Genomic DNA, 24,869 nt, shown 5'->3' on the forward strand with positions numbered 1-24,869 from the left:
GAACACTAGCCCATCATGGCGCGTGGGAGGAACATGACGACCTCCGGAAAGAGGATCATGACCGCAACCACCACGAGAACGGCCGCGGCCAGCGGGATCATCTCGACCGTGTACTCCTTGTAGGAACACCTGAGAATGCCGCAGACCGTGAACATCGACACGCCGACCGGCGGGGTCATGCCGCCGAAGGTGACGAGCGTCATCATGATCAGGCCGAAATGGACGGGGTCGATACCCGCCGCCACGACCACCGGAACAAGGATCGGCGTCAGCAGCATGACGATGACGGTGGCCTCGACCAGCATGCCGAAGCCGAGCAGGAAGGCGGAAATGACGAACAGGAGCGTCGCCTGGTTCGAAAAGAGGCCGAGGGTCAGTTCCGCGAGGGTCTGCGGCACCCGCTCGAAGGTGATGACGTAGCCGAAGGCGCCGGAGAACAGGATGATCAGCATGATCATGCCGATGTCGCGCACGCTGAGCAGCATCGCCTCGACAATCGCCTTCCAGCTGAGTTCGCGATAGATCAAGGCGCCGACGACCACGGCATAGGCGACGGCGAAGGCGCCGGCCTCCGAGGGCGTGAAGATGCCGAAGCGGATGCCGACGATGAGCCACACCGGAAACAGGATGGCCCAGAAGCTTTCGCGCACCGCCGCGACCACCTCGCGGAACGTCGGCAGCCGTTCGGTGATCGGCTGGTAGTCCCGCCGCCGCGCGATCCAGGTCGTGGCGACCATCAGGGCGATGGTGAGCAAGACACCGGGTACGATGCCCGCGATGAACAGGCGACCGATCGAGACCTCGCCGAGAAAGCCGTAGAGGATCAGGCCGAGGCTCGGCGGGATCGTTGCGGTGATCAGCCCGCCGACGGAGAGCAGGGCGCCGGTGAAGCCCGGGGAATACCCCTCCTTGATCATCGGGCTGCCGAGCACGCGCGACTGCATCGCCGCATCGGCCACGGCCGAGCCCGAGATGCCGCCCATCAGCGCCGAGAGCAGGAGGCTCGTCTGGGCCAGGCCGCCGCGCATCCATCCCGCGAGCGTCTTGGCGAGCGTGAGCATGCGCGGGGTGATGCCGGATCCGTTCATCAGGTGGCCGACGAGAATGAAGAGCGGAACGGCCAGCAGCGGAAAGGACTGGCTCGCGGCGACGATGCGCTGCACCGCGGTGATGTCAGGCATAAAGGTGGAGGGCAGGAGGAAGTACACGATGCTGGCGACGCCGATTGCGAACGCGACGGGCATGCCGATCACCATGAAGCCAAGGGCAAGGCAAAGCAGGAGAAAGGAAATCACAGCAGCTGCTCCCGGTCGTGATATTCAGGTTCGATGGAAAAGAGCAGGCCGTGGGCCAGTGTGCGGCGCAGCAGGGACAGGATCATCAGCACGCATCCCACCGGCAAGGCCAGGGTCACCCAGCCGTATGACAGGCCGGAAGCCCCCATCTCGCGGGCCCAGTTCGACAGTGCGAGCTGCCAGCCGAGCCAGGCAGCGTAGCCAAGGAAAAGCAGCATGCAGACCAGGCAGACCAGGTTCAGTGCCCGCCGGCCGGCCGCCGGCAAGGCATCGGGGAGGGCGGAAATACGGATGTGATCACCGCGTTTCATGATGAGGTCGGCACCGAGCATGCAGCTCCAGATCAGCAGGAGCTGGGCAATCTCGGCGCCCGAGGGAATCGGTGACCCGATCGCCCGGCCGATGGCGCCGAGCAGCACCGCAAGCACCGTTCCGGCCAGCAGAACGACCGCAACGACTTCTTCCGTCCGGTCAAGGACTTTCCACATTCCAACCTCCCTTTGCCCAATGATGGGGGCGCCCAAGGCGCCCCCGCGCCGATCAGGGCGTGGCTGCGTCGATGAAGGGTTTCAGGGCGTCCCGGGCCTCCTCCAGGCCGAGTTCCTTGTAGACGCCGGGCACCAGTTCTTCGAAGTCCGCGACCTTGATCTCGTTGACGACGACGCCGGCGGCCTGCATGTCCTTCAGCACGGTGTCGATCTTGGCGACCGTGCCGGCCGAGGCTTCCTCGCCGGCCTTCTGCAGTTCCTCGTCGATGATCGCCTGATGTTCGGGCGACAAGGACTTGAACCAGGCTTCCGAAGTCGCCATGCCGGTCAGCAGCTGGACGTGACCGGTGAAGGCGAGGTTCTTCGTCACCTCGTGCAGCTTGATGCCGTAGGCGCCGGTAAGCTGGGCCTCTGCCCCGTCGATCGCGCCGAGCTGAAGGGCCGAGTAGACCTCCGACCATGGCAGCGGCACCGCGGTCGCGCCGAGCGCGTTGACGGTCGCCAGCCAACCGGGCGCATCGATGGTACGGACGCGCACGCCCTTGAGATCGGCCGGCTTGGTCACCGCATTCTTGGTGAACATCTGGCGCGTTCCCTGGAACCAGTTGTAGTTCAGAAGGCGGATGCCGGACGAGGCGGCCAGTTCCTCCACCCAGGTCTTGTAGATCGGCGAGCCCGTGATCGCAGCGTATTGGGTGTAGTCGTCGACCAGATAGGGCGCCGCGAGAATGCCGAGTTCCTTCTTGAACGGGGCGAGGCGACCGGCATCGACGAGGGCCGCGACGGCGGCGCCATTGCGGATCTGCTCGAGCACGTCATTGTCCGAACCGAGCTGCGAGGACGGATAGACCGTCACGTCGATCTCGCCGTTGCTGCGCTCCTCGATGCGCTTGGCAGCCTCTTCCATCGCCATCGCCAGCGGATCCTGGGCGTTCTGGGACGTCGAGAGGGCAAATTTCACCTCGGCGATCGCGCCGGTGGCGGTGGCGGCGAGCAAGGCAGCGGCCAGGCTCATCGTCTTGAGATTGAGCATGCGTATTCTCCTCCGTTGTTGTGCCGGGTGGGTCCAGGCCAAAGGCCTGCGCCTGCGCCCTCGGTCAGCGCAAGCACGAGATGGTAGAGCAGGCGGCTGAGGGCATCCGGCCACAGATCCGCGCCGCTCGCGTCAAGCTGGTTGGCAAAGGCGGCCCGCCCCGCGAAGTAGCGGGAAAAGACCAAGGCGGTCAGGCTCCGGGCTCTCGCCGCAAGGGCGCGTTCCCCGGCGCGGTAGCGCGCGGCATGGGCCTTGATGGCTTCGGTCTGCGGCCACAGCAGAAACGATTCTTCCCGCCAGGCCGCATCGGCCGCGACTGCATCGACGGCGGCGCCCTCCATCGCGCCGGCCGATGCAAAGCCATGCTTGTCGGCAAAGTCGAAAAGGCGTGTCGCGATCCTGCGCATGCCCGCCTCGCCGCCGAGGTTCGCCTCACGGTCAAGTAGCCAGCCCCATTCGCATTGGTGGCCGACCTCTCGCCGTAGCCCCTCCCGCCCCGGCAAGAGCGACAGGTCGGGCTGGAGAAACTCGGTGATGGTTGCGCTTTGCGGGTCGAGGAAATGGGCGAGGGCTGTCCGGCGGACGGTGGCCGCCCGCTCCAGCCAGCGCCGGTCGCCGCCCATCTCGAAGGCCTGCAGCGCCGCCTCGTAGAGATGCATGTGCGGGTTCTGCGCCCGCAACGGTGCCGTCGGGCGAGCCGGCTCGCGGACGCTGTCGTCCTCCAGCAGCAGCCCGGTCGCGGGGTCGGTGAGCGTGGTTTCGATCGCTCTCCAACAGGCTTCCAGCTCCCGGTCGTCGCATTCGCGCGGCGCAAGCCGTCCATAGGTTGCGAGCGCAAGGATGACGAAGCTCTGGTCGTAGCTGCGGGCGGCGGCATCGGCGGCTTCGCCGGTCGGGCGCCCGTCGCGCGTGACGGCGCGGCGGTAAAGGCCTGGAGCCTTGCGGAAATGCGGCAGGAAGTCGTACGCCGCACGGGCGGCCGTGTGGTGGACGGGATCGCCGGACAGCAGCGCCAGATGCGAGAAGGTGAAGAGCAGACGCGCCTGCGCCAGCACGGTCTTGGGCGCGTCGCGGGCAGGCTCGCCCTGGCCGTCGAGCGTGTCGAAGAAGCCGCCGGCGACGGTGTCGCTGGCGCGCGCCAGCCAGCCCGGCAGGAAGCGGTTCCAGAACCAGTCGACCCATTCGCCAGCCGCGGCGCCGGCGGGCGGTTGCAAGGCCGTTGCGACAGCTTCCGGTCCACCGGTCATCGGACCGCCTCCGCGTTCTGGAAGTAGTCCGGCATGGCTGTGACGATGTCGGGAAGGTCGAGGATGATCTCGCGAAGATGCAGGCGCATTCCGCGTTCCGCCCCTGCCGCGTCGCCCGTGCGGATCGCTTCGACGACGGCGGAGTGCTGGGTGACTAGCTTGTCGAGTGCGAACTGCCGGGCGCTGATGTGCCGGACGCGGTTCATCTGGGTCTTCAGGCCTTCCAGATAGTCCCAGGCCGCATGCTCGCCGGCGAACTCGGCAAGCATGCGGTGGAATTCCTCGTCGAGCCGCATGAACACCGAAGGCTCGGCGCTCTCGCTGACGGCACGCTGGTCCGCGATCTGCGCATCAAGGGCGGCGAGCGTTGCGGCGTCGGCCGTCTCGGCGACCCGACGTACGATGTCCGCCTCCACGGCCTCGCGAATGAACCGGGCGGTCATGACGGCGGGAACCGAGATCCGGGTGACGAAGGTCCCGCGCTGCGGCCGGACCATCACCAGGTTTTCCTCCGCCAGCTTGATGAAGGCCTCCCGCACCGGCTGGCGCGAAACCTGGTAGGCGGCGGCAAATTCGGTTTCCGAAACCCGGGTCCCCGGCGGCAGTTCGCCGCGGATGATGCGTTCGCGCAGAAGCCGGTGCAACTGCGGCCCGACGGCCGTATTCAGCTCCAGTCCCTGCAACGGCAAGGTCGCCATCATGTCGTTTCCTCCCGGCGACTGGTATAGCTCCATACTTCCATACTAGTCAACATAACTCCTGCGTGCTATCGAGTTGACCAGTGAAATAGACGTAGGGAGGAAGGCGTGCGGCAGACGTGGCGCTGGTTCGGGCCGAAAGACCTGGTTTCAATCGATGACATGATGCAGGCGGGCGTGGAGGGCGTCGTCTCCGCCCTCCATCACCTCCGCACCGGCGCTGTCTGGAGCGCGGATGAGATCGCCCGCCGCCAGGCGGAGATCGGGCGCATGAGCGACGGAACACCGTCCGGGCTGCAATGGGAGGTCGTGGAAAGCCTGCCGGTGTCGGAAGATATCAAGAAGCAGACGGGGGACTGGAAGGCCCATGTCGCCGCCTACAAGCAGTCGCTGGCCAACCTGCGGCAGGCCGGCATCGAGGTGGTCTGCTACAACTTCATGCCCGTCCTCGACTGGACGCGTACTGATCTTGCCTATCGGCTCGCCAACGGCGCGACCTGCATGCGCTTCGACCTGATCGACTTTGCCGCCTTCGATATCCACATCCTCGCCCGCCCGGGCGCGGCCGAAGACTTCCCCGAGGATGTGGTCGGCGAAGCCGAGCGCCGAACCGCAGAAATGTCGGAGGCCCGCCGTGCCGCCCTTGCCCGGAACGTCGTGTTCGGCCTGCCGGGGGCGGCCGAGAACTTTTCGCTGGACGACGTGCGCCGTCATCTCGCCGAATATGCCAGCATTTCCCGCCAGTCCCTGCGGGCCCACCTGATCGACTTCCTGAGCGAGGTGGTGCCGTTCGCGCAGGATCTCGGCATGCGGATGTGCTGCCACCCGGACGACCCGCCGTTCGCCCTGCTGGGCCTGCCGCGGGTCATGTCGACGGAGGCGGACTACCGCGCCGTGATGGAGGCCGTCGACCTGCCGGCCAACGGCATTACGCTCTGTTCCGGATCGCTCGGCGCACGGCCGGACAACGACCTGCCGGGCATGATGGACCGGCTCGGCGAGCGTGTGCATTTCCTGCACCTGCGCAATGTCAGGCGGGAAAGCGACGCCGTCATGGGCAGCTTCTACGAGGCGGAGCACCTGGGCGGCGAGACCGACATGGTCGCTCTCATCGCCGCGGTCCTGCGTCAGGAGCGCAAACGGCGGGCGGCCGGGCGGGCGGATGCGTCGATCCCGATGCGTCCCGATCATGGCCAGGACATTCTTGACGATCTCCGGCGCCAGGCCCAGCCGGGCTATCCCTCGATCGGTCGCCTGAAGGGACTGGCCGAACTACGCGGCATCATGACAGCGCTCGCTCACCCGGTTGAAGGCCTGCGGCAATAGCCTTTCGCCTGCGCTGATGGTGCTTCTTGCCATCGGCGCGCGGCGCGGCTCTGGAGGGTGCGACGGGCCGGCTGCGGGTGTGGATCAGAACAGGTCCGCGATCATCTTGGCCGAGGTGATCGCCAGGAAGAGGCCGAACAGCTTGCGCAGAGTTCCGGGTTCGATCGTATGCGCCGTGCGCGCGCCGAGCGGCGCAAACCACATGCTGGTCAGGACGATCGCGACCATGCCCGCGAGGTTGACGTAGCCGAGCGAATAGATCGGCAGCCCTTCCTTGCCCCAGCCGTTGAGAACGTAGCCGAGCGCGCCGGGAAGCGCGATGATCAGTCCGATCACCGAGGCGGTGCCGACCGCGCGGCGGACGGGATAGCTGCAGATGCTGAGGGTTGGAACCGTCAGCGTGCCGCCGCCGATGCCCATGAGGGTCGAGATCGTGCCGATGGCGCTTGCCATCGCCGCCTGTCCCGGCTTGGCCGGCAACGCCTTGACCGGATGCCATCCCTCGCGGGTGAAGAGCATGTAGGCCGCGACGAGCGCAGCGACAAAACCGAAGATCGCCGTCAGCACCTCACCCGATGCATAGGCGGCGACGAAGACGCCGATCACCACGCCGAGCGCGACGAACGGCGCCCACAGCCGCAGCAGGTCGCGGTCGACGGCGCCCTTGGCGTTGTGGGCCCGGATGGACTGAAATGACGTGGGAATGATCGTTGCGAGCGAGGTGCCGACGGCGATATGGGCCCGGAGGGACGGATCGACGTCGAAGAAGGCCAGCACATGGTAGAGCACCGGCACGACGACGATCCCGCCGCCGACGCCAAGCAGGCCCGCCAGGAAGCCGGACACGCAGCCCACGAGGCCGAGCACGAGGGCAAAGGTCGTCATAACGGTCAATGAAACCGGCATCGTCGTATTCCGATCAGAGAAGGCAGGAAAGATAGGGCGCGCCGCAGCGCGCCCTCGTGGATCAGGCGACCTTGAAGGCCACCTCGTCGACGCCGTCGACATGGGCGACCATCACGTCGCCCTTGACGATCGCGCCGACGCCGGCAGGGGTGCCCGCGAAGATCAGGTCGCCCGCCTTCAGGGTGAAGAGGCGCGACAGGTAGGAGATCATTTCCGGCACCTTCCAGATCATCTGGTTGAGGTCGCCGCTCTGGCGAACCTCACCGTTGACCTTCAGCCAGATCGCCCCTTCGCTCGGATGGCCGACCGTTGCGACGGGGTGCAGCGGGCCGCAGGGGGCGGAGTTTTCGAAGGCCTTGCCGGTCTCCCAGGGGCGGCCGAGTTTCTTGGCCTCGCCCTGCAGGTCGCGACGGGTCATGTCGAGCCCGACGGCGTAGCCGTAGACGCAGTCGAGGGCCTGTTCGAGCGGGATGTTGTCGCCGCCGCTCTTCAGCGCCACGACCAGTTCGACCTCGTGATGGACGTCCTTGGTCTCGGACGGATAGGGGAAATCAATGCCCGGCAGGACGAGGGTATCGGGGTTCTTCTGGAAGAAGAACGGCGGCTCCTTGTTCGGGTCGTGTCCCATCTCGATGGCGTGATCGGCGAAATTGCGCCCCACGCAATAGATGCGGTGCACCGGAAAGGCCGCCTGGCTGCCGACGACCGGCAGGGTCGGGACGGGGGCCGGCTTGAACACATAGGCGGCATTGAGGGAGGTCATGTCGTTCATTATCGCGCTCCAGCGTAGTATTCGATACGTTTTTCAAAGAGTTCCACCGTCGCGGACAGCAGCATCGCCACCGCGAAGAGGATGATTGTCAGAGCCCAGAACCGCTCCATGTCGAAGCTGCGGGAATAGAGCTCGAAAAGTTCTCCGTAGCCGATGATGGACACCAGGATCTGGCCGATGACCACGCCCTTCACGCCGCGGATAAGCCCGATACGGATGCCCGCGAGGATCTCCGGAAGGGCGGAGAGCAGGATGATCTTGGTGAAGATCGCAAAGCGCGAGGCGCCGTAGCTTCGGCCCATCTCGATCAGCGAGGTCGGGACCTGCATGACGCCGGCTCGCGCATCGAGCACGATGATCCAGACCGCGAACAGGAACACGGTCACGAACACCGTCGTCTCGCCGAGCCCGAACAGGATCATCAGAATTGGCACGAGGGCGGAAAGCGGCGCGCTGACGAAGATGTTCACCCAGAGGCCGAAGATGTTGTCGACCACCTTGAAGCGCCCCATGGCGATGCCGAGCGGCACGCCGATGCCGATTGCCAGCGCCATGCCGAGCACGAAGGACCGGATCGTCACCAGCGAGGCGCTCTGCCAGGAATTGGTCGCCACCAGTTCCGCGCCGGCCGAGACGATCGCGCTCATTGGCGGGATCAGGAAGATCACGTCCGTCCTGCCGACGATTTCCCAGACGAGCGCCCAGAAGAGCAGGGAGGCCATCATCGGGATCTTGATGCCAAAGAGTTTCATAGCGCCTCACTCCGCATACTGCCGGAGGCCCTGCCAGATCTCCTCGACCACATCGAGGTAGCCCTTGTCGCGACGGATGACATCCGGAGCGACGGAGCGGTCGATGTTGGGTTCGATGATCTGGGAGATGCGACCCGGACGCGGCGACAGCAGGACGATGCGGTCTGAGACATAGACCGCCTCTTCGATGGAGTGGGTGACGAACAGGAAGGTCTTGCGTTCCTTTTCCACCAGCTGCAGGAGGTCTTCCTGGAATTTGCGGCGGTTCTGCTCGTCGACCGCGGAAAACGGCTCGTCGAGCAGGAGCACGTCGGCGTTCACCGAGAACGCCCGGGCGATGCCCACCCGCTGACGCATGCCGCCAGACAGTTCGTGCGGGTATTTCTCTTCAAAGCCGGCGAGACCGACCTCGGCGATATAGTGCCTGGCAATGCGGTGCCGCTCGGCCTGGGAGACGCCCTTGAGCTCGAGGCCGAAGGCGACGTTGCGCAGCACCGTCGCCCAGGGCATCAGCGCAAAGTCCTGGAAGACGAAGGCGCGCTCCGGGCCGGGGCCGGTCACGACCCTGCCGTTGATGCGGATCTGCCCGGATGTCGCGGGCACGAGGCCTGCGATGATCTTCAGCAGCGTGGTCTTGCCGCAGCCCGAGGGTCCGAGCAGGGTCGTCAGTTTGCCGCGCTCGAAGTCGAGATTGATGTTGCGAAGCGCCTCGAGGTCCGAATAGCGCTTGCAGATGTCACGCACTTCGACGATGGCGTCGGATGTGGCCGGTGCGGGATGGTCGGTTGCCGGGGCCGGCAGGGGCGTGGCCATGTCACTTTCTCCTTTTTTCGGGACGCAGGAAGCGCAGCTCGACGTATTGCAGGGCGGCGAGTGTCAGCGTCGACACGGCAATGATGGATGCGACGGCGGCATACATGTGCGCGTAGTTTGCGACCGAGCGGTGATAGGTAATGAGATCGCCGATTCCGGTGGGGGTGATCAGCAGTTCGGCGAGCATGACGCCGATGAAGCCCGCGGCGATGCCGAGGCGCAGACCGGCGAAGAGGACCGGCGTCGCGTCGGGGATGACGATCTTGAAGATCTGCTGCGCGCGGCTGCCCTGGAAGGAGCGGCACATGTCGACGAGCGAGGGGTTGACGTGCCGGACCGCCTTGTAGGAGTTCAGCACGATCACCGGCAGCGCCAGCATGATGACGGCCAGCGTCTTGGCCACAAGGCCGATTCCGTAGACGAAGGTGACGAGCGGCACCAGTGCCGCCATCGGTGCGGCCTGCAGGACGATGAACACCGGGGCGAGCAGCCATTCCGCCTTGTCGGACAGGCCCATGACGATGCCGAGCCCAAGCCCGAGAAGCGCCGATACGGCAATACCGAGCAGCAGCGGCTGGAAGGTGATGGCGTAGGCCGGCAGCAGCGTGCCGTCGAGCGCCATCTCGACCAGGGCCGAGACCGTCTCGAAGAATGTCGGGAAGGCGAAGCTGATCGGAACGCGCCCGGCGATTTCCCAGGCGGTGAACAGCGTCGCGAGTGAAACGGCGACCCAGAATGATTTCCGGCGTCGGGCGAATTCGGCGAGCGCTTCGACGATGCCGGAGGAGCCGGTGCCGGCCCCTCCCGTCGCGCCCACCTTCTGCGGTGAAGCGGTCATGTGCATCTACTTTGTACCGATTTTGGCAAGTACGGCGTCGAGGGCGGTGAGATCCCAGAAGTCCTCGACCTTGAGATCGGCGGCCTTGCCTTCCAGCGCGCCGGAGATCGTGTAGAAGTCGAAGTCGTCCTTCGCGGCAGCCGCACCGCCGCCGTTGAGCGGCAGGTTGCCGGCGGCATCCGCGAAATAAGGGTCGATGTCGGCGATCATCTCCGGCGTCGCATCGGGCAGCAGTTCGTACTTTTCCCGCAACGCGATTGCCGCCTTCGGGTCCGCCGCGACCTCGCGCCAGGTGGTGAGGATGCTCTCGACCAGGATTTCGACGTCCTTCTGGTTGTTCGACAGATAGTCGGTATTGGCGAACAGGGCCTCGTCCGTCGCGCTCACCTCGCCAAGCGGCAGGAAGGCGAACTTGCCGGGCGCTTCCTTCTCCAGCACACGCTTGCCGGAGGAATCGACGATGGTCGCCTTGACGTTGCCCTGCAGCAGCGCGCCGGTGCGCACCTCGGCGCCCGGAACATAGGAAATGTTGGAATAGGTGATGCCGGCCTTGTCGGCCATCAGCTTCATGATGGCCTCGGTTCCCGACCCGCGCGAGTGCACGGCGATTTCCTGGCCGTCGAGATCCTTCCACTCCTTGTAGTACTCGCTGTTGACCACGGGGTAGAACTGCAGCTTCGACAGTTGCAGGAAGATGCGGATCGGCGCCTTCACCTTCTGAAGCAGGGCGTACGGACCGCCGATGCCGATGTCGGCCTGGCCGCTGACGACGGCCTGGGCCGCAATGTCTTCGCTCTTCAGGAACGTGACCTGCACGTCGACGCCCTTTTCCTTGGCCCGCTCGAGGGCGGCGAGAAGGTGGAGCGACTCGACGGTGGCGATGTCGCCGAATGCGATGCGCATCGGCTCTGCCAGGGCCAGGCTGGGAATGGCGGCGGGTATGCAGATGGCGGCGGCGAGGGCCGACGTCCTTATTCGTCTCAGGAATGCGTTCATTTCTTCCTCCCAAAACTGGATCTTCCTCGACCCAATCAAGAACCAATTCTTCATTAAAACGAAATTGAGTCAATCAAAAATTTGCAATGACCGACGGCAAGAGTGGGCGAGGATTCGACCTGTGCCTCATAATATATTGTTTCTAATGCATTAAATTTGCAGAGTCGATATGGCAGGCGACGCATTGACAGGAGGATGTGGCTTCACTATAACGAAACCAATGTTGAATTGGTCCGGACAATTTGCATGATTGAGAACACGGATGCCACGGTCCTTGCGCGCTTGCGCGACTTTCTGGCGACGGCGGAACTGGCTGACGACGGGCGCCTGCCGCCGGAGCGGGATCTGGCGCTGTCGCTGGATGTCGGGCGCGGGGCCTTGCGCAAGGCGCTGGCGACCTTGCAGGCCGAAGGCGTGGTCTGGCGCCATGTCGGCAAGGGCACGTTCGTCGGCGAGCGGCCGATGGATACGGTCGCCGACATCAATGCGATGGTGCAGCGAACCAATCCGCTCGAAGTGATGGGGGCGCGCATCGCCTTTGAGCCGGAAGTGGCGCGTTGCGCGGCCCTCAATGCGACGCCGAGCCAGATCGCCGACCTCAGAACTTGCATGCTCAAGGCGCAGCAGGCGCCGACCTGGCGGCTCTACGAGCAATGGGACAACAGGTTGCACCGCGCGATCGGGGAGGCGTCGCAGAACTCGCTGCTGCTTGGCCTGCTCGACACGCTGAACGCCGTCCGTCGCGCCGTCACCTGGGGACGGCTCCGCGACACGCCGGTGCGGCCGCCGCCGGACCACCATTCCTTCGAGGAACATGCGAAGATCGTCGAGGCGATCGCCAACCGGGACGGCTCGGGCGCGGCCGACGCGATGCGACGTCACCTGCGCAGTGTCGAGATCCACATGCGGGATCTGCGCTGAAATGATTCTTACACCTGCAATCCGAGCAAGGGCGGCATCTCGGCGCCCGATGGGAGAACAAGCATGAAAAAGATCAAGGTCGCCAATCCGGTCGTCGAGCTCGACGGCGACGAGATGACGCGCATCATCTGGCAGTTCATCAAGGACAAGCTGATCCACCCGTACCTGGACATCGACCTTCAGTATTACGACCTCAGCGTCGAGAACCGCGACGCCACCGACGACCAGGTCACCGTCGACGCGGCCAATGCGATCAAGAAGCACGGCGTCGGCGTCAAGTGCGCCACCATCACCCCCGACGAGGGGCGGGTGGAGGAGTTCAAGCTGAAGAAGATGTGGAAGTCGCCGAACGGCACGATCCGCAACATCCTCGGCGGCGTCATCTTCCGCGAGCCGATCATCTGCAAGAACGTGCCGCGCCTGGTGCCGGGCTGGACCAAGCCGATCATCGTCGGCCGCCACGCCTTCGGCGACCAGTACCGCGCCACCGACTTCAAGTTCCCCGGCAAGGGCAAGCTGACGATGAAGTTCGTCGGCGAGGACGGCAAGGAGATCGAGTACGACGTGTTCGACGCGCCGTCGGCCGGTGTCGCCATGGGCATGTACAATCTCGACGAGTCGATCACCGAGTTCGCCCGCGCCTCGTTCAACTACGGCCTGCAGCGCCAGCTGCCGGTCTACCTGTCGACCAAGAACACCATTCTCAAGGTCTATGACGGCCGCTTCAAGGACATCTTCCAGCAGGTGTTCGACGCCGAGTTCGCCGACCGCTTCAAGGAAGCCAAGATCTGGTACGAGCATCGCCTGATCGACGACATGGTCGCCTCGGCGCTGAAGTGGTCCGGCGGCTATGTCTGGGCCTGCAAGAACTACGACGGCGACGTGCAGTCCGACATCGTCGCCCAGGGCTTCGGCTCGCTCGGCCTGATGACCTCGGTGCTGATGACGCCGGACGGCAAGACGGTCGAGGCGGAGGCCGCGCACGGCACCGTCACCCGCCACTACCGCCAGCACCAGAAGGGCGAGGAGACCTCGACCAACTCGATCGCCTCGATCTTCGCCTGGACCCGGGGTCTCGCCCATCGCGCCAAGCTCGACGACAATGCCGATCTGGCGAAGTTCGCCGCGACGCTGGAGAAGGTCTGCGTCGACACCGTCGAGAGCGGCTACATGACCAAGGACCTGGCGCTGCTGATCGGCCCCGACCAGCCCTGGCTGTCCACCACCGGCTTCCTCGACAAGATCGACGAGAACCTGAAGAAGGCGATGGCCGCCTGAGGCCGGCCCAAAGCGACCCGGCCCCGGCCGGGTCGGCTGTGGCCCGGCGGTCGACAGTGATCGTGGGGGCGGCACCATTCGGGACGGTGCCGTCAGGGTGTTTCCCAAGGGTCGACTTGGCGAACGGCGGCAGCCAGATGCTTCAGGCGGCTCGCCGCAATGGCCGCGCCGCCGCTTCCGCCTTTGCGGTCCGGTCCCGCATCCTGTCTTGGTGCGGCGCGCGAACGCCCCGGCGCTCGCGCCGCACCACGTTTGCGTCCATACTGCCGGCCTCGGAGGCTTCTGGGAGGTCGTCTTGCACACTTTGGCCGGAAGGATCGCCGTCATCACCGGTGCGGCGCGCGGACTGGGCGCCGCCTTGGCCTTGGCGCTCGCGGACGAGGGCTGCCGGCTGGTGCTGTGCGGGCGGCGGATGCCTGAACTTGAGGAGGTCGGCGCGGTGGTGGCGGCCCGCACCGGCCACAGCCCCGAACTGGTGCTTCTGGATCTGGCCGAGCCGGGCAGCGTCCGACGGGCGGTCGAGGAGATCGCGCGCCAGGCGGCGCACGTCGACATATTGATCAACAACGGCGCCATGTGGCTGGAGGCGAGCGGTGCCCCCTATGGCGAGGCCGCCGTTTTGGGCGTCGTCAATGCCGCGGTGACAGGGACATTCCTGCTCACCCAGGGGCTTCGGCCGTTGTTCGCGCAGTCGCAGACCCCTGATGTCGTCACCATCGGATCCATCAGCGGCCTTCCCAACGCGGCGTTGCAGAGCGTATCCGTTCCGTTTTACGCGGCCAAGCGGGGGCAGGTGGCGCTTGCGGAGGGGCTTCGGCAGGAGTTTGCCGGCACGCCGGTGCGCTCGATCCTGGTCAATCCGCCCTATCTTGACGATGCCCGCCCCGATCAGCCCGAATGGGAGGAGGCCGCTCGGCGCGAGAAGGGGCGGCGCGGGAGCAGCCGGGATGTGGTCGAGGCCGTGCTCTTCGCGCTGACGCGACCGCGCCATGTGTCCCTGACGATTGAAATCGGCACCGATGACGGTGGACTGTTCCCGCGGCCGGAGACGGGTTCCCGGTCGTGAGCGCGCCGCGCGTCGGCATCGGGGAACAACCGATGGGCGCCGGGTGCGAGCGGAGCCTCCTTGCGCGCACGGCGCTCAAGGAGCCAGGGCGCCCACGCCCGGCGCGCCAGGGCGAGCGGCTTACTCCGCCGCCCGGGCCTGCAACAGGTCCCGCATCGCCCCCGTGACGCGTCGGTCGTAGTCGTCCGCGAGCGCGCGGAGCGCGGCAGCCCCGTCGCCGGCGAAGGACGGGCCGTGCATCAGCGCCAGCGTGCGCGGCGACAGGTCCGCGAGCCGACGCAAGGTCGCGCCCATCCCCGGGTTGAGGCTGGCGTAGCCGAACAGATCCTCGCCGGCGATTGCCGGACCGACGACGTCTCGCTCGGTGAGCGCAGGTCCGTCGCCGAGCTGGCTGAAGAGGTCGCCGCACAGCAGGGTTCCGGTCGACTCCTCGTAGAGGACACCGGCATCCCACCCGTGGGGCGTTTGCGGCGTGTCGATATAGCGCACGCGCTTGCCCCGGCCGAGATCGATCGCCTCGCCGTCGGCAAGGGCACGGGCGGGACGGTCGGCAAAATCATTCAGGGACACCATCACCCCGGTCTGTCCCTGCGCCGGCGTCGCATGCGGGGCGGCCGACAGCCACTCGTTCATCGCGCCGCATTCGTCGGCCTCGAAATGGCCGTAGGCGATCCAGCGCAGCTGCTCGATCGGGATGATTCGCCGCAGCGCCGCGCTGTTCAGCGCAAACATCCGTCGCAGGCCAGTGTGAAACATCAGCGGCTCGTCACCGAGGATGAGGAACTGGTTGAAGGTGAACCCCGCTGGCGGGGCGATATCGGGGACATAGGTCGACAGCCTGAAGATGCCGTCTGCGATTTCGTCAACTCTGGTATTCATCCTCTTCTCCATAACAGCCTGGGCCCACCGATCCGGGCGCACCCGCAGGCGAGCCAGGCAAACGCCGTCGACGCAGGGGCAGACGCCGCCGCGTGTAGGGACATTGCATTTGATTTACTGACTGCTCCGACGGGACCGAAGTGCATTCGGTCCCTTGGACATTGCACCGAATTGGGTGTACATGTATGTGTAGCGAAAATCAAAATGACCGTCAATATCAATACACACTAATGTGCAGCGAAATAAAATGACCCGAACGTACACACTGAAGAAGCGTGCCGAGCAGAAGGCCGACACCCGGCGCCGGATCGTCGAGGCGGCGATCGATCTGCACGGCCGCCACGGGCCGGCGGCCACCACCTTCAAGATGGTTGCCGACGAGGCCGGCGTTCAGCGCCACACCCTCTATGCGCACTTTCCGGATGAGATGAGCCTCTACCTTGCCTGCTCGGGCATGCATCTCGACAACCATCCGCCGCCCGAGCCGGCGCGCTGGAGCGGGCTGGCGACGCTTCCGGAGCGCATCGAGACCGCCCTTTCCGAGATTTACGCCTGGTATTCGGTCAACCCCGATCTGATCGCATCGGTCTTGCGGGACGCCGAGCATCACCCGACAACGCAGGAAGTCGTGCGCCTGAGAATCGCGCCGCACCTGGTGGCCTGGCGCCGGTCCCTCGGCGTTGAAACGGTATCTGCCGAACGGGCCGCTATGATCGACCTGGCCCTGAGCTTCCAGACCTGGCGGACATTGGTGCGGGAAGGTGCGCTGGCATCGGCTGCTGCGGCGCGGACCATGACGGCGGCGATCATGTCCGCCCCATGAGCCGGGCAATCGCAAACGCGAGCTGCCCTCCCGCGGCGGCCGAGATCGGGATCGCGAACGCCTCGTCCGACCAAAAGTGCCAGCGGGCTCTGTTCCCCCGGGACCATCCATCTTCCGCCGGCCGCGCCACAATGGTAGCGTGATCGTCACAGAAAGCTGCCGAGCCCGCTCGGAGAACAGGGATTGCCGACCATTGCCCCGGGCCGAACAACCTTCAAGTCCTGCACAGGAGCTCGCGGATCGCCGCGGCTGGACGGGTCCGACCCTCGCCAACGGCATCTTGACCGCCGAGCTTGTGGCCTTCTGCCAGGGCGGCATCAGCATCGTCCTGGCCAGCCTCGACACCGCCGGGCGACCGGTCGTCGGGCGCGGCGTCGCGTGTCGCATCGATGACGGCGGCCGGGTCCGGGTCATCTACCGGGAAACGCCGAATCGGGGTCTTCGGCGGGCGATCGAGACCGGGGCGGCCATCGCCGCGACATTTACCAAGCCGTATTCGCACCGCTCGATCCAGCTGAAGGCCATGCGCGGCGACATCGTTCGTCCCGACACCTCGGACGGCCCGGCGGCCTACGCCCAGGCGCGCGCATTCTGCGAGGAGCTTGTCGCGGTCGGCTATAGCGAGCGCTTCGCCACCGACTACACGCGGTTCGAGCCGCACGAGCTTGCCACGCTCGAGTTTCTGCCGGAGAGCGCCTTCGTGCAGACGCCCGGCCCGAGCGCGGGGAGCGCGCTGACGCCGTGACCGCCCCTTCGCTCGACATGCTTCGCAACTGCTTCGAGGGCGTGGTGCCGGCCGTCCTTGCAACCTGCGACGGAAACGGCGTTCCGAACGCCTCTCTTGTCTCGCAGGTCCACTACGTCGACTGCGACCGCGTCGCGCTCAGCTATCAGTTTTTCAACAAGACCCGCCGCAACCTGCTGGAGACGCGCCAGGCCGCCATCTCGGTGGTCGATCCCGAAACCGTCACCGACTACCGGCTCGATCTTGCCTACGAAGAGACCAGGTCCGAGGGGCCGCTGTTCGAAAGCATGAAGGCCAAGCTCGCCGGGATTGCCTCCCATAGCGGCATGGAAGGGGTGTTCAAGCTGCTCGGCGCCGACATATTCCGGGTCCTGTCGATAGAAGTGGCTTCGGGGCCACTGGCCGCGCCGCCCGGCGCGCCGCGCAATCTTTTGTCGGCCGTCCGGCGGAGCTGGACCGTGCTTGGCGAGGCCCGCGACCTCGGCTCGCTTTTCGACCGGGCGCTGGATTGCCTTCGGGAGTTGTTCAACATCGAGCACGGCATGATCCTGATCCAGGACAAGACAACCGACCGGCTCTACACTGTCGCCTCGACGGGCTATGCCAGGTCCGGCATCGGCTCGGAGATCGCCCTTGGTCAGGGCGTGATCGGTGTCGCCGCGCGCGAAGGCGTGCCGATCCGGATCGGCCACATGACGTCCGACTACAGTTACGGCGTTGTGTTGCGCGATCAGGCCCGCGATCATGGCCTTGGCGCCGGCGAGGCGACCGAGATTCCCTATCCGGGCCTGCCCGCGCCCGAAAGCCAGATCGCAATTCCGATCGCGGCAGCCGGGCGGACCGTCGGCGTCCTTTTCTCCGAGAGCATCGAGCCGATGCGGTTTCGCTTCGACGACGAGGACGCGCTCGTTCTGGTCGCCGCGCGGCTCGGCGAAATGATGGCGTCCGGGCTCGATGCCGTCGCCACCGACGAGGGCCCCCATGCCGAGCCCGTGGCCGCGCGGCCCATCCACGTGCGCTACTACGAGGCCGATAACAGTGTCTTCATCGACCACGACTACCTGATCAAGGGCGTGGCCGGCGCGATCTTCTGGAAGCTTGTCGTCGAGCACGAACGCACCGGGCGCACCGAATTCACCAGCCGTGAACTGCGGCTCGATCCCGCCCTTCGCCTGCCGGAATATTCCGAGAACCTCGGGGCGCGGCTCGTGTTGTTGCAGCGACGGCTGGCGGAGCGCGACTGCCCGATTCGGATCGAGAAGGCCGGTCGTGGCCGGCTGAAGCTCTGCGTGCCCGCCAAGCTGACCCTCGAGGACGTGTCCGTCACCGCCGAGGGCTGACCGCTTACCAAAATTTTAGCGTTTCGTGCCGGGTCTCTTACCGAGCGTTGCCGTCTGCCTTGATTTATTGCGTCGGGCCGCGAGACCGGATCGCCGGTGTCGATGTCCCTGTTCAAATCGAGTGCTGCCAATGACCGTGGTCCACCAATCTCCTGCCGCATCCGTTCCCCTTCGGCACGCCATCGCGATCCGCGAGGCGGTGCCGGCCGATATCAGCGCCGTCGCGCGGATCATCTACGAGGCATTCCGCCGTTTCCACGAGAGCCGCGGCTTTGCCCCGGATTTCCCCGACCTCGAAACGGCGGTTCGGATCGCGACCGGCCAGATCGAGGACCCCACCTGCTACGGCGTCGTGGCGACGGCGGGCGGCCGGATCGTCGGCTCGAACTTCCTTACCGAGGGCGACCCGATCCGCGGCGTCGGGCCCATCTCGGTCGATCCGGACTTCCAGGACGCCGGCGTCGGCCGGCTCCTGATGGAGGCCGTCATCCGGCGCGGTGCCGACGCGCGCGGCGTCCGGCTCCTGCAGGACGCCTTCAACACGAAATCCATGGCCCTTTACGCCGCGCTGGGGTTCGAGGTGCGCGAGCCGGTCGCGGTCATGACCGGCCGGCCGCGCGGGATAGCGCCCGACGGCGCAACGGTCCGGCCGATGGCGCCGACGGACCTCGCCGCCGCCGACGCGCTCGCCCACCAGGTCCACGGATATGCCCGCGGGACGGAACTGCGCGGCGCGCTGGCGCGTGGCACGCCGGTCGTGCTGGAGCGTGCTGGCCGGCTGGTAGGCTACATGACGACGCCGGGCCTCTGGCTGCTGAATCATGCCGTCGCCGAGACGCCCGCGGACATGATGGCGCTGATCCATGGCGCGGGTCAGGCCGGGCCGATCGGCTTTCTGCTGCCGATCCGCCAGGCGGAGCTGTTCCGCTGGTGTCTGGCCCAGGGGTTCACGATCGAAAAGCCGATGACGCTGATGACCCGCGGCGAGTTTGAGGCGCCGCGCGGTCCTTGGATCCCGTCGGTGCTGTACTGACCAAGAAGAGCTTCCCGGAGAGCGGAAAATGGACACGAAATCGGTTATCTGGCCGCAGAAGACGCGCGAGATTCACAATCATCACTTCGACTCGTCGATCTGGAACGACTTCCGCTTCCGGTCCGACGATATCGTCATCGGCACCTATGCCAAGTCCGGCACCACCTGGATGCAACAGATCGTCGGCCAGTTGATCTTCGCCGGTGCGGAAGACGTGAACGTCCCGGAGATATCGCCCTGGCTGGACCTTCGCGTGCCGCCGAAGGAGGTGAAGCTGCCGGCCGTCGAGGCGCAGACCCACAGGCGGTTCCTCAAGACCCACCTGCCGGTCGACGCGCTGGTTTTCTCGCACAAGGCGAAATACATCTACATCGGCCGCGACGGCCGCGACGTGGTGTGGAGCATGTACAATCACCACGGGCGGGCCAATGCTGCCTGGTACAGCGCCCTGAACGACACGCCCGGCCGTGTCGGGCCGCCGATCGGTCCGCCGCCGGACACGATCCGCCAGTACTACCACGACTGGCTTGACTGTGATGGACACCCGTTCTGGCCGTTCTGGGAAAACGTCCGGACCTGGTGGAATGTCCGCGACCTGCCGAACGTGCTCCTGGTCCATTTCGCCGACCTCAAGCGCGACATGCAGGCCGAGATCGGGCGGATCGCCGCGTTTCTGGGCATCGAGGTGCCTCCGGAGCGCTGGCCCGCCATCCTGAAGCATTGCAGCTTCGACTACATGAAGCGCCATGCGTCGAAGAGCGCGCCGCTTGGCGGGATATTCTGGGACGGCGGAGCGAAGACCTTCATCCACAAGGGGACGAACGGCCGCTGGCGCGATCTTCTGACGGCCGAGGAAAGCGCCAAGTACGAACGCTTGGCCGAAGAGCAGCTTGGCCCGGAGGCGGCCCACTGGCTCGCCAACGGCACGCGCTGACGTCGCCCCGGCAAATCGTGTCGAGCGGCTGTTTGCCCCACCGAACCTTACCGTGCCATCGCGGCCTTTCTGGCCGGGTTGCGTGTCGGCGATGGTTCCAGGATTGCGTTCAGGAGCAGTGTCATGTGGCCCCTTCACGACAAAGCCCGGGCGCCCGGGTGGCCTGCGGCGGTTGCCGCCGGCCTCGCGGCGCTGCTCCTGGCCGCCCAGTCGCAGGCCTTGAACGCGGATGAGGGGGGCGCCGGCGCCAAGCGCGAGGCCCCCGCCACGCTGTTCGAAACCGGTCTCTATTCGGATCCGGACAGCTTGATCGTCGATCCGGCCCACATCGGCTTCGAGCCGCAATACCCCCTGTGGACCGATGGCGCGGAGAAGCGGCGCTGGATCGCGCTGCCGCCCGGCACCGCTGTCGACGCCACCGACGCGGATGCCTGGGAGTTCCCGATCGGAACCCGGATGTGGAAGGAGTTCGCTTTCGCAGGCGAGAGGGTGGAGACCCGCTACATGGAACGCCTGTCCGACGGCAGCTGGCTGTTCGCCGCATACGCTTGGGACGACGATCGGCGGGCGGCGCGGCGTGTCTCCGAAAAGGGACGCAGGAACGCCTATTCGCTCACCGGTGGCGCGGCCCACACGATCCCGAGCGCGGCCGACTGCCGGGCCTGCCACCTGTCCGGGGCGGCTCCGGTCCTCGGCTTCACGGCGCGGCAACTCGCGCGCGACGGGGAGATCGGTCCGGCCGTCACGGAAGGGCTCCGGGCGCTGGTCGAAAGGGGCGTTCTCTCTGGATATGACCCGAAGCTTGAGGCGGGGCCGCCGGCCGTCACCAGGCTCGAACGCCGGGCCCTCGGCTACCTGCACGGCAACTGCGGCCATTGTCACAATGCGGAAGGACCGCTGGCGAAGCTTGGGCTCAACCTGCGCCAACCGGCGGCAGGGGCTGGCGCCGGCGCGCTCGCAAGCGTGCTCGGGCAGCCCCTGAAGTCGCCGCCGCCAGGTCTCGCGCGCGGCACCGAGCACCGCATCCTGGCCGGGTATCCGGAACTGAGCGCCGTCCCCCAGCGCATGGCCTCGCGCTGGCCGGCCCTGCAGATGCCACCGCTCGGCACCGCCATGGTTGATGCCGACGGTGTCGAATTGATCACCCGCTGGATATCCGAAATGGAGGCGGTCTCCACCAAGGTCCGGCAAGATGAAGGAGATGAGGAATGAGGACACGCATCCTGGCGATCACGGTGCTCACGGGCGCCGTGCCGGCAATGGCGTTTGCCGGGGAGATCCCGGCCAAGGACAAGGTCGCGCGTGGCGAGTATCTGGTCACAACGTCGGCCTGTCACGACTGTCACACGCCCTTCAAGATGGGCGAGAACGGCCCGGAATGGGACATGGAACGCATGTTGTCGGGACACCCGGAGAGCGAGGCCATTACCGGAGGGGCGGCGCTGTCCGGTCCCTGGGCGGCGGCGGTCTCCGCCACCAACACGGCGTGGTCCGGCCCCTGGGGCGTGAGTTTCACCGCAAACCTGACGCCGGACCCGGAAACCGGCGTGCTCCGCGATTACAGCGAGGCGCAGTTCATCCAGATGATGCGCACCGGTCGTCACCTCGGCCAGGGGCGGCCGATCCTGCCGCCCATGCCGTGGCCGGTCTACAGCCAGATGACCGACGCAGACCTCGGCGCGATCTACGCCTATCTGCGTCAGATCCCGGCCATCCGCAACAAGGTGTCCGAACCGCTGCCGCCGTCGGCACCGGCCAACTGAGCGTGACGCCGCCGCGCGGACCTGCTTCGGCAGCCGAGTGGCGGCGCCATTCGCATTCGCGATAGTGGAGACGAGAATGACGAAATTCGATCTGCCGGCCGCCAAGCCGGATGACCATGGCGCGGACGGCCACATCCTGACCGGGACCTGCTTCTGTGGGGCCGTCGAAATCCGGGCGTCCGGCGCGCCGGTGGAAATGGGCTACTGCCATTGCGGTTCCTGCCGTTCCTATTCCGGCGCGCCGTTTGTGGCCTTTGCGCTCTTCGGCGCCGATCAGGTCGCCGTCACACGGGGCGGAGACGTGCTCGGCTGCGTCAACAAGACCGGCATGAGCGCCCGGCGCTTTTGCAGCGAGTGCGGCGGCCATGTCATGACCGAGCACCCGGGCATGGGCTTCACCGACATCCATGCCTGGACGCTGCCGCAACTCGCCTTCCGGCCGGAACTGCACCTCAACTATGCCGAGGCCGTGTTCCCCGTCCGCGACGGCCTTCCGAAGCTGAGGGACTTCCCGGCCCATGCCGGGGGATCGGGCGAGACGCTCGAGGAGTAGGCGCCGGCGGCTTGGCGCCCGACAAGGGCCATCGGCCGCAGAGAAGGCGAATGGCCGGCTCGCCGGACCGGACGGGCGTTGCCGGGGAGGGGCGCCTTCGCTGCGGTGCTGCCGGCTGTCCCTTCCCTCAGGGCTTATGATCCTGCCACCCCTCTTGCGACGTCCGCGATCAGCGAGCGCAGCCAGCGGTGGGCAGGATCATGGCGGTAGCGGACGTGCCAGGCCATCTGCACCGGGAAGGTGCCGAGGTCGACGGGGGGCGGCAGCACTTTCAGGCGCGTGTCCTGTGCCAGGCGGCGGCAGATCAGGGCGGGCAGGGTGCTGCAATAGTCGGACACGGCGATCAGTTCCGGGATTGCGAGGAAGTGCGTGACCGAAACCGCCACCTCGCGGCGCAGGCCCTGTTGCTCCAGGGCCTGGAAGAGACCGGCGCGCAGGCGCCCGGTCGGCAGCATGTTCACGTGGCGGAGACGCTCGTACTGCGCCCGCGACAGGCTGTCGCCGATTTCCGGATGGTCGGCGCGAACGACGCAGGCGAGGCCGTCGTCGAACAGGTGCTGGACGACGAGGCTGTCCGGCGGGTCGACGATGCGGCCGAGCACCATCGACGTCGTACCCGAGACGACGCCGGTCTCGCCGAGGTCGCTGCCATAGGGCGTCAGCCGGAGTCTGATGCCGGGCGCCGTCTCGCCAAGCCGGGCCACGATCGACGGCAACAGTACGAATTCCACGTAGCCGTTCGGCGCGATGGTCACCAGCCGCTCGGCGCTTGCCGGGTCGAACTGTTGCTGGCCGATCACCACGTCATCGATCTTTGAAAGCGCCGCGGCGATCACGGGCGCCAGTTCTTCGGCCATCTGCGTCGGCTGGATGCCGTAGCGCTCACGGATGAACAGCGGATCACGCATCATTTCGCGCAGCCGGTTCAACGCGTTCGATAACGCGGGCTGCGTGATCCCCAGCCGTTCCGCCGCGCGGGTGACGCTGCGCTCCTCGATCAGGGCGATGAAGACGGGCAGGAGGTTGAGATCGTAACGCATGAGTTATTATCATGGATGAATATCTCAAATAGAAGAAATAAATTTCTTAAATATATGACGCGAGAGCATGATGAAGCCATCCAGACAGGATACCACCTGAACCCGATGGAGGCTTCAATGAGCAAGGGTAAAGTGCTTGTGATCGGTTCCAACGCCACGCGGATCGAGATCCAGGGCGGACGGACCGCAGCAACCGGCCAGTATCTCAATGAAACGGTCGTGCCGGCATTGGCGGTGATTGCGGCGGGCTATGAGGTGGTCCTCGCCACGCCGAGCGGTGCCAAGCCGCACATCGATGAGGCGTCGGACAGCGTCGAGCATTTCGGCGGCGATCAGGCCGCCTATGACGCGGCGAAGGCCTTCTTTGCCGACGATCCGGCGATGACCCGGGTACGCACGCTGCGCTCGGTGATCGAGGAGGGGCTGGACAACTACGTCGGCGTGTTCGTGCCTGGCGGCCAGGCCCCGGTGGTCGACCTGATGCAGGACCCTGACACGGGCGAGATCCTGCGCCACTTCCATGAGCGCGCCAAGCCCACTGCTCTTCTCTGCCACGGCCCGATGGCCGTCGTCTCGGCCATGCCGCACGCCCGCGAATTTCGCGCCGCGCTGGTCGCCGGCGCCGTCGACAGCGCGGCAGAGTGGGCCAGGGGCTGGCAATACGCCGGATACCGCATGACGGTGTTCTCCAACAGCGAGGAAAAGGTCGTCGAGGACCATGTCCTGCACGCCAGGCTCTACTTCAACATGGTCGACGCGCTGCAGGCCGCCGGCGGCGATGTCGTCACCACCGAGACCGACTTCGAGCCGAATGTTGTCGAGGACCGCGAACTCATCACCGGCCAGAATCCGCGCTCGGACCGTCCGCTCGCCGCAAGGCTGGTTGCCGCGCTCGATCGCTACGTGGCGGCCGAATGACCGCAAAGGCATCGTCGCCGGCGGCCCGCCGTCGCCTGGCGACGGCACTGGATGGAGAAAGGAACGCTCGCAATGTCCCCTCCCGTGAAGATCACGGCAATCCTCGCCGCCCGGCCGGGCAAGGCCGCCGAACTGGAGGCGCTGCTGCGCGGCATGGTTCCGGCCTGCCGGGCCGAGCCGGGCAACCTGCGCTGGGACATCTGGCGCGACCAGTCCGTGCCGACACGCTTCGTCCTCGACGAACTCTACACGGACAATGACGCCGTTGCCGCCCACCGCGCGACGCCGCACTTCAATACCTACCTCTCGCGCATCAACGACCTCGCCGAGCGCACGGCGTTGGTGCTCGAGCCCGCCCAGGTCGCCTGAGACCTCGGCATCGTGACCACACCGGACATCTGGATGGAGAACA

The 24,869-nt window shown here is 66.2% G+C and carries 27 protein-coding genes; 14 read left to right on the forward strand and 13 right to left on the reverse strand.

Annotated features, from left to right (window positions below):
* Positions 1-5: 5 nt before the first annotated feature.
* The 5 genes from ACXAGF_RS03530 to ACXAGF_RS03550 are packed head-to-tail and all read right to left on the reverse strand — an operon-like array spanning position 6 to position 4,764.
* On the reverse strand, positions 6-1,295 hold the full coding sequence (locus ACXAGF_RS03530) for a TRAP transporter large permease (RefSeq protein ID WP_475014521.1): 1,290 nt from the start codon (positions 1,293-1,295) through the stop codon (positions 6-8).
* Positions 1,292-1,783: a TRAP transporter small permease gene (locus ACXAGF_RS03535; RefSeq protein WP_475014522.1), complete on the reverse strand. Its 492-nt coding sequence runs from the start codon at positions 1,781-1,783 to the stop codon at positions 1,292-1,294. Before ACXAGF_RS03535 ends, ACXAGF_RS03530 begins: the two co-directional genes overlap by 4 nt.
* A 52-nt stretch (positions 1,784-1,835) precedes the next feature.
* Positions 1,836-2,816, reverse strand: coding sequence for a C4-dicarboxylate TRAP transporter substrate-binding protein (locus tag ACXAGF_RS03540; RefSeq protein ID WP_475014523.1), 981 nt, complete (start codon positions 2,814-2,816; stop codon positions 1,836-1,838).
* Entirely contained in the window at positions 2,795-4,063 is a 1,269-nt protein-coding gene (locus tag ACXAGF_RS03545; protein WP_475014524.1) for an AGE family epimerase/isomerase, read from the reverse strand. Before ACXAGF_RS03545 ends, ACXAGF_RS03540 begins: the two co-directional genes overlap by 22 nt.
* Positions 4,060-4,764, reverse strand: coding sequence for a GntR family transcriptional regulator (locus tag ACXAGF_RS03550; RefSeq protein WP_475014526.1), 705 nt, complete (start codon positions 4,762-4,764; stop codon positions 4,060-4,062). The genes ACXAGF_RS03545 and ACXAGF_RS03550 overlap by 4 nt, the downstream gene beginning before the upstream one ends.
* 105 nt (positions 4,765-4,869) lie before the next feature.
* Between ACXAGF_RS03550 and uxuA the strand changes: the two genes are divergently transcribed.
* Entirely contained in the window at positions 4,870-6,087 is a 1,218-nt protein-coding gene (uxuA, locus tag ACXAGF_RS03555; RefSeq protein ID WP_475014527.1) for a mannonate dehydratase, read from the forward strand.
* A gap of 84 nt (positions 6,088-6,171) precedes the next feature.
* Here uxuA and ACXAGF_RS03560 read toward each other — a convergent pair whose 3' ends face one another.
* The 6 genes from ACXAGF_RS03560 to ACXAGF_RS03585 form a co-directional block, all read right to left on the reverse strand.
* Positions 6,172-6,993: a sulfite exporter TauE/SafE family protein gene (locus ACXAGF_RS03560; RefSeq protein WP_475014528.1), complete on the reverse strand. Its 822-nt coding sequence runs from the start codon at positions 6,991-6,993 to the stop codon at positions 6,172-6,174.
* Positions 6,994-7,054: 61 nt separating this feature from the next.
* Entirely contained in the window at positions 7,055-7,765 is a 711-nt protein-coding gene (locus ACXAGF_RS03565) for a fumarylacetoacetate hydrolase family protein (protein ID WP_475014530.1), read from the reverse strand.
* The gene (locus ACXAGF_RS03570; RefSeq protein WP_475014532.1) at positions 7,765-8,517 is read right to left on the reverse strand and encodes an ABC transporter permease; all 753 of its coding nucleotides are present in this window, start codon (positions 8,515-8,517) and stop codon (positions 7,765-7,767) included. Before ACXAGF_RS03570 ends, ACXAGF_RS03565 begins: the two co-directional genes overlap by 1 nt.
* Positions 8,518-8,523: 6 nt before the next feature.
* On the reverse strand, positions 8,524-9,330 hold the full coding sequence (locus ACXAGF_RS03575) for an ABC transporter ATP-binding protein (RefSeq protein WP_475014533.1): 807 nt from the start codon (positions 9,328-9,330) through the stop codon (positions 8,524-8,526).
* Position 9,331: 1 nt separating this feature from the next.
* The gene (locus tag ACXAGF_RS03580; protein ID WP_475014535.1) at positions 9,332-10,174 is read right to left on the reverse strand and encodes an ABC transporter permease; all 843 of its coding nucleotides are present in this window, start codon (positions 10,172-10,174) and stop codon (positions 9,332-9,334) included.
* A complete protein-coding gene (locus tag ACXAGF_RS03585; RefSeq protein WP_475014536.1) occupies positions 10,175-11,164 on the reverse strand; it encodes an ABC transporter substrate-binding protein in 990 nt (329 codons plus the stop codon). It lies immediately after the preceding gene.
* A gap of 246 nt (positions 11,165-11,410) precedes the next feature.
* Here ACXAGF_RS03585 and ACXAGF_RS03590 point away from each other — a divergent pair, with 246 nt between their 5' ends.
* The 3 genes from ACXAGF_RS03590 (at position 11,411) to ACXAGF_RS03600 (ending at position 14,429) form a co-directional block, all read left to right on the forward strand.
* The gene (locus ACXAGF_RS03590; RefSeq protein ID WP_475014538.1) at positions 11,411-12,085 is read left to right on the forward strand and encodes a FadR/GntR family transcriptional regulator; all 675 of its coding nucleotides are present in this window, start codon (positions 11,411-11,413) and stop codon (positions 12,083-12,085) included.
* A 63-nt stretch (positions 12,086-12,148) separates the two neighbouring features.
* Positions 12,149-13,363: an NADP-dependent isocitrate dehydrogenase gene (locus ACXAGF_RS03595; RefSeq protein ID WP_475014539.1), complete on the forward strand. Its 1,215-nt coding sequence runs from the start codon at positions 12,149-12,151 to the stop codon at positions 13,361-13,363.
* 211 nt (positions 13,364-13,574) lie between these two features.
* Complete coding sequence (locus ACXAGF_RS03600) at positions 13,575-14,429, forward strand: SDR family oxidoreductase (RefSeq protein WP_475019202.1); 855 nt, start codon at positions 13,575-13,577, stop codon at positions 14,427-14,429.
* A gap of 120 nt (positions 14,430-14,549) precedes the next feature.
* Here the strand turns inward: ACXAGF_RS03600 and ACXAGF_RS03605 are convergent, their stop codons facing one another.
* Entirely contained in the window at positions 14,550-15,308 is a 759-nt protein-coding gene (locus ACXAGF_RS03605; RefSeq protein WP_475014540.1) for an oxygen-binding di-iron domain-containing protein, read from the reverse strand.
* Positions 15,309-15,555: 247 nt separating this feature from the next.
* Between ACXAGF_RS03605 and ACXAGF_RS03610 the strand changes: the two genes are divergently transcribed.
* The 8 genes from ACXAGF_RS03610 to ACXAGF_RS03645 all read left to right on the forward strand — a co-directional run bounded on the left by ACXAGF_RS03610 (position 15,556) and on the right by ACXAGF_RS03645 (position 22,499).
* Positions 15,556-16,131 (forward strand): TetR/AcrR family transcriptional regulator, encoded by a 576-nt coding sequence (locus tag ACXAGF_RS03610; RefSeq protein ID WP_475014541.1) that lies wholly within the window; start codon positions 15,556-15,558, stop codon positions 16,129-16,131.
* A gap of 280 nt (positions 16,132-16,411) precedes the next feature.
* The gene (locus ACXAGF_RS03615; RefSeq protein ID WP_475014542.1) at positions 16,412-16,876 is read left to right on the forward strand and encodes a hypothetical protein; all 465 of its coding nucleotides are present in this window, start codon (positions 16,412-16,414) and stop codon (positions 16,874-16,876) included.
* Positions 16,873-18,216, forward strand: a complete 1,344-nt coding sequence (locus tag ACXAGF_RS03620) for a GAF domain-containing protein (RefSeq protein ID WP_475014544.1) — start codon at positions 16,873-16,875, stop codon at positions 18,214-18,216. Before ACXAGF_RS03615 ends, ACXAGF_RS03620 begins: the two co-directional genes overlap by 4 nt.
* A gap of 130 nt (positions 18,217-18,346) precedes the next feature.
* A complete protein-coding gene (locus ACXAGF_RS03625; protein ID WP_475014545.1) occupies positions 18,347-19,249 on the forward strand; it encodes an N-acetyltransferase family protein in 903 nt (300 codons plus the stop codon).
* Between the two features lie 28 nt (positions 19,250-19,277).
* Positions 19,278-20,183: a sulfotransferase domain-containing protein gene (locus ACXAGF_RS03630; RefSeq protein WP_475014546.1), complete on the forward strand. Its 906-nt coding sequence runs from the start codon at positions 19,278-19,280 to the stop codon at positions 20,181-20,183.
* Between the two features lie 123 nt (positions 20,184-20,306).
* Complete coding sequence (locus ACXAGF_RS03635) at positions 20,307-21,395, forward strand: hypothetical protein (protein WP_475014547.1); 1,089 nt, start codon at positions 20,307-20,309, stop codon at positions 21,393-21,395.
* Complete coding sequence (locus tag ACXAGF_RS03640; RefSeq protein ID WP_475014549.1) at positions 21,392-21,946, forward strand: c-type cytochrome; 555 nt, start codon at positions 21,392-21,394, stop codon at positions 21,944-21,946. Before ACXAGF_RS03635 ends, ACXAGF_RS03640 begins: the two co-directional genes overlap by 4 nt.
* Positions 21,947-22,022: 76 nt before the next feature.
* Positions 22,023-22,499: a GFA family protein gene (locus tag ACXAGF_RS03645; protein ID WP_475014550.1), complete on the forward strand. Its 477-nt coding sequence runs from the start codon at positions 22,023-22,025 to the stop codon at positions 22,497-22,499.
* A gap of 134 nt (positions 22,500-22,633) precedes the next feature.
* On the opposite strand, the gene ACXAGF_RS03650 is transcribed toward ACXAGF_RS03645, so the two are convergent.
* On the reverse strand, positions 22,634-23,539 hold the full coding sequence (locus ACXAGF_RS03650) for a LysR family transcriptional regulator (RefSeq protein WP_475014551.1): 906 nt from the start codon (positions 23,537-23,539) through the stop codon (positions 22,634-22,636).
* A 117-nt stretch (positions 23,540-23,656) separates the two neighbouring features.
* Between ACXAGF_RS03650 and ACXAGF_RS03655 the strand changes: the two genes are divergently transcribed.
* Positions 23,657-24,457, forward strand: coding sequence for a type 1 glutamine amidotransferase domain-containing protein (locus ACXAGF_RS03655; RefSeq protein WP_475014553.1), 801 nt, complete (start codon positions 23,657-23,659; stop codon positions 24,455-24,457).
* Positions 24,458-24,529: 72 nt separating this feature from the next.
* Positions 24,530-24,826, forward strand: a complete 297-nt coding sequence (locus ACXAGF_RS03660) for a putative quinol monooxygenase (RefSeq protein WP_475014554.1) — start codon at positions 24,530-24,532, stop codon at positions 24,824-24,826.
* Positions 24,827-24,869 lie beyond the last annotated feature (43 nt).

The organism is Mycoplana sp. ABR4_002 (assembly GCF_056159645.1).

Excerpts from the sequence above, each read along its gene's own strand:
- ACXAGF_RS03535 (WP_475014522.1), bottom strand. The coding sequence starts at position 1,783 with ATGTGGAAAGTCCTTGACCGGACGGAAGAAGTCGTTGCGGTCGTTCTG.
- ACXAGF_RS03540 (WP_475014523.1), bottom strand. The coding sequence starts at position 2,816 with ATGCTCAATCTCAAGACGATGAGCCTGGCCGCTGCCTTGCTCGCCGCC.
- ACXAGF_RS03545 (WP_475014524.1), bottom strand. The coding sequence starts at position 4,063 with ATGACCGGTGGACCGGAAGCTGTCGCAACGGCCTTGCAACCGCCCGCC.
- ACXAGF_RS03550 (WP_475014526.1), bottom strand. The coding sequence starts at position 4,764 with ATGATGGCGACCTTGCCGTTGCAGGGACTGGAGCTGAATACGGCCGTC.
- ACXAGF_RS03560 (WP_475014528.1), bottom strand. The coding sequence starts at position 6,993 with ATGCCGGTTTCATTGACCGTTATGACGACCTTTGCCCTCGTGCTCGGC.
- ACXAGF_RS03565 (WP_475014530.1), bottom strand. The coding sequence starts at position 7,765 with ATGAACGACATGACCTCCCTCAATGCCGCCTATGTGTTCAAGCCGGCC.
- ACXAGF_RS03570 (WP_475014532.1), bottom strand. The coding sequence starts at position 8,517 with ATGAAACTCTTTGGCATCAAGATCCCGATGATGGCCTCCCTGCTCTTC.
- ACXAGF_RS03575 (WP_475014533.1), bottom strand. The coding sequence starts at position 9,330 with ATGGCCACGCCCCTGCCGGCCCCGGCAACCGACCATCCCGCACCGGCC.
- ACXAGF_RS03580 (WP_475014535.1), bottom strand. The coding sequence starts at position 10,174 with ATGCACATGACCGCTTCACCGCAGAAGGTGGGCGCGACGGGAGGGGCC.
- ACXAGF_RS03585 (WP_475014536.1), bottom strand. The coding sequence starts at position 11,164 with ATGAACGCATTCCTGAGACGAATAAGGACGTCGGCCCTCGCCGCCGCC.
- ACXAGF_RS03590 (WP_475014538.1), top strand. The coding sequence starts at position 11,411 with ATGATTGAGAACACGGATGCCACGGTCCTTGCGCGCTTGCGCGACTTT.
- ACXAGF_RS03595 (WP_475014539.1), top strand. The coding sequence starts at position 12,149 with ATGAAAAAGATCAAGGTCGCCAATCCGGTCGTCGAGCTCGACGGCGAC.
- ACXAGF_RS03605 (WP_475014540.1), bottom strand. The coding sequence starts at position 15,308 with ATGAATACCAGAGTTGACGAAATCGCAGACGGCATCTTCAGGCTGTCG.
- ACXAGF_RS03610 (WP_475014541.1), top strand. The coding sequence starts at position 15,556 with ATGACCCGAACGTACACACTGAAGAAGCGTGCCGAGCAGAAGGCCGAC.
- ACXAGF_RS03625 (WP_475014545.1), top strand. The coding sequence starts at position 18,347 with ATGACCGTGGTCCACCAATCTCCTGCCGCATCCGTTCCCCTTCGGCAC.
- ACXAGF_RS03630 (WP_475014546.1), top strand. The coding sequence starts at position 19,278 with ATGGACACGAAATCGGTTATCTGGCCGCAGAAGACGCGCGAGATTCAC.
- ACXAGF_RS03635 (WP_475014547.1), top strand. The coding sequence starts at position 20,307 with ATGTGGCCCCTTCACGACAAAGCCCGGGCGCCCGGGTGGCCTGCGGCG.
- ACXAGF_RS03640 (WP_475014549.1), top strand. The coding sequence starts at position 21,392 with ATGAGGACACGCATCCTGGCGATCACGGTGCTCACGGGCGCCGTGCCG.
- ACXAGF_RS03645 (WP_475014550.1), top strand. The coding sequence starts at position 22,023 with ATGACGAAATTCGATCTGCCGGCCGCCAAGCCGGATGACCATGGCGCG.
- ACXAGF_RS03650 (WP_475014551.1), bottom strand. The coding sequence starts at position 23,539 with ATGCGTTACGATCTCAACCTCCTGCCCGTCTTCATCGCCCTGATCGAG.
- ACXAGF_RS03655 (WP_475014553.1), top strand. The coding sequence starts at position 23,657 with ATGAGCAAGGGTAAAGTGCTTGTGATCGGTTCCAACGCCACGCGGATC.
- ACXAGF_RS03660 (WP_475014554.1), top strand. The coding sequence starts at position 24,530 with ATGTCCCCTCCCGTGAAGATCACGGCAATCCTCGCCGCCCGGCCGGGC.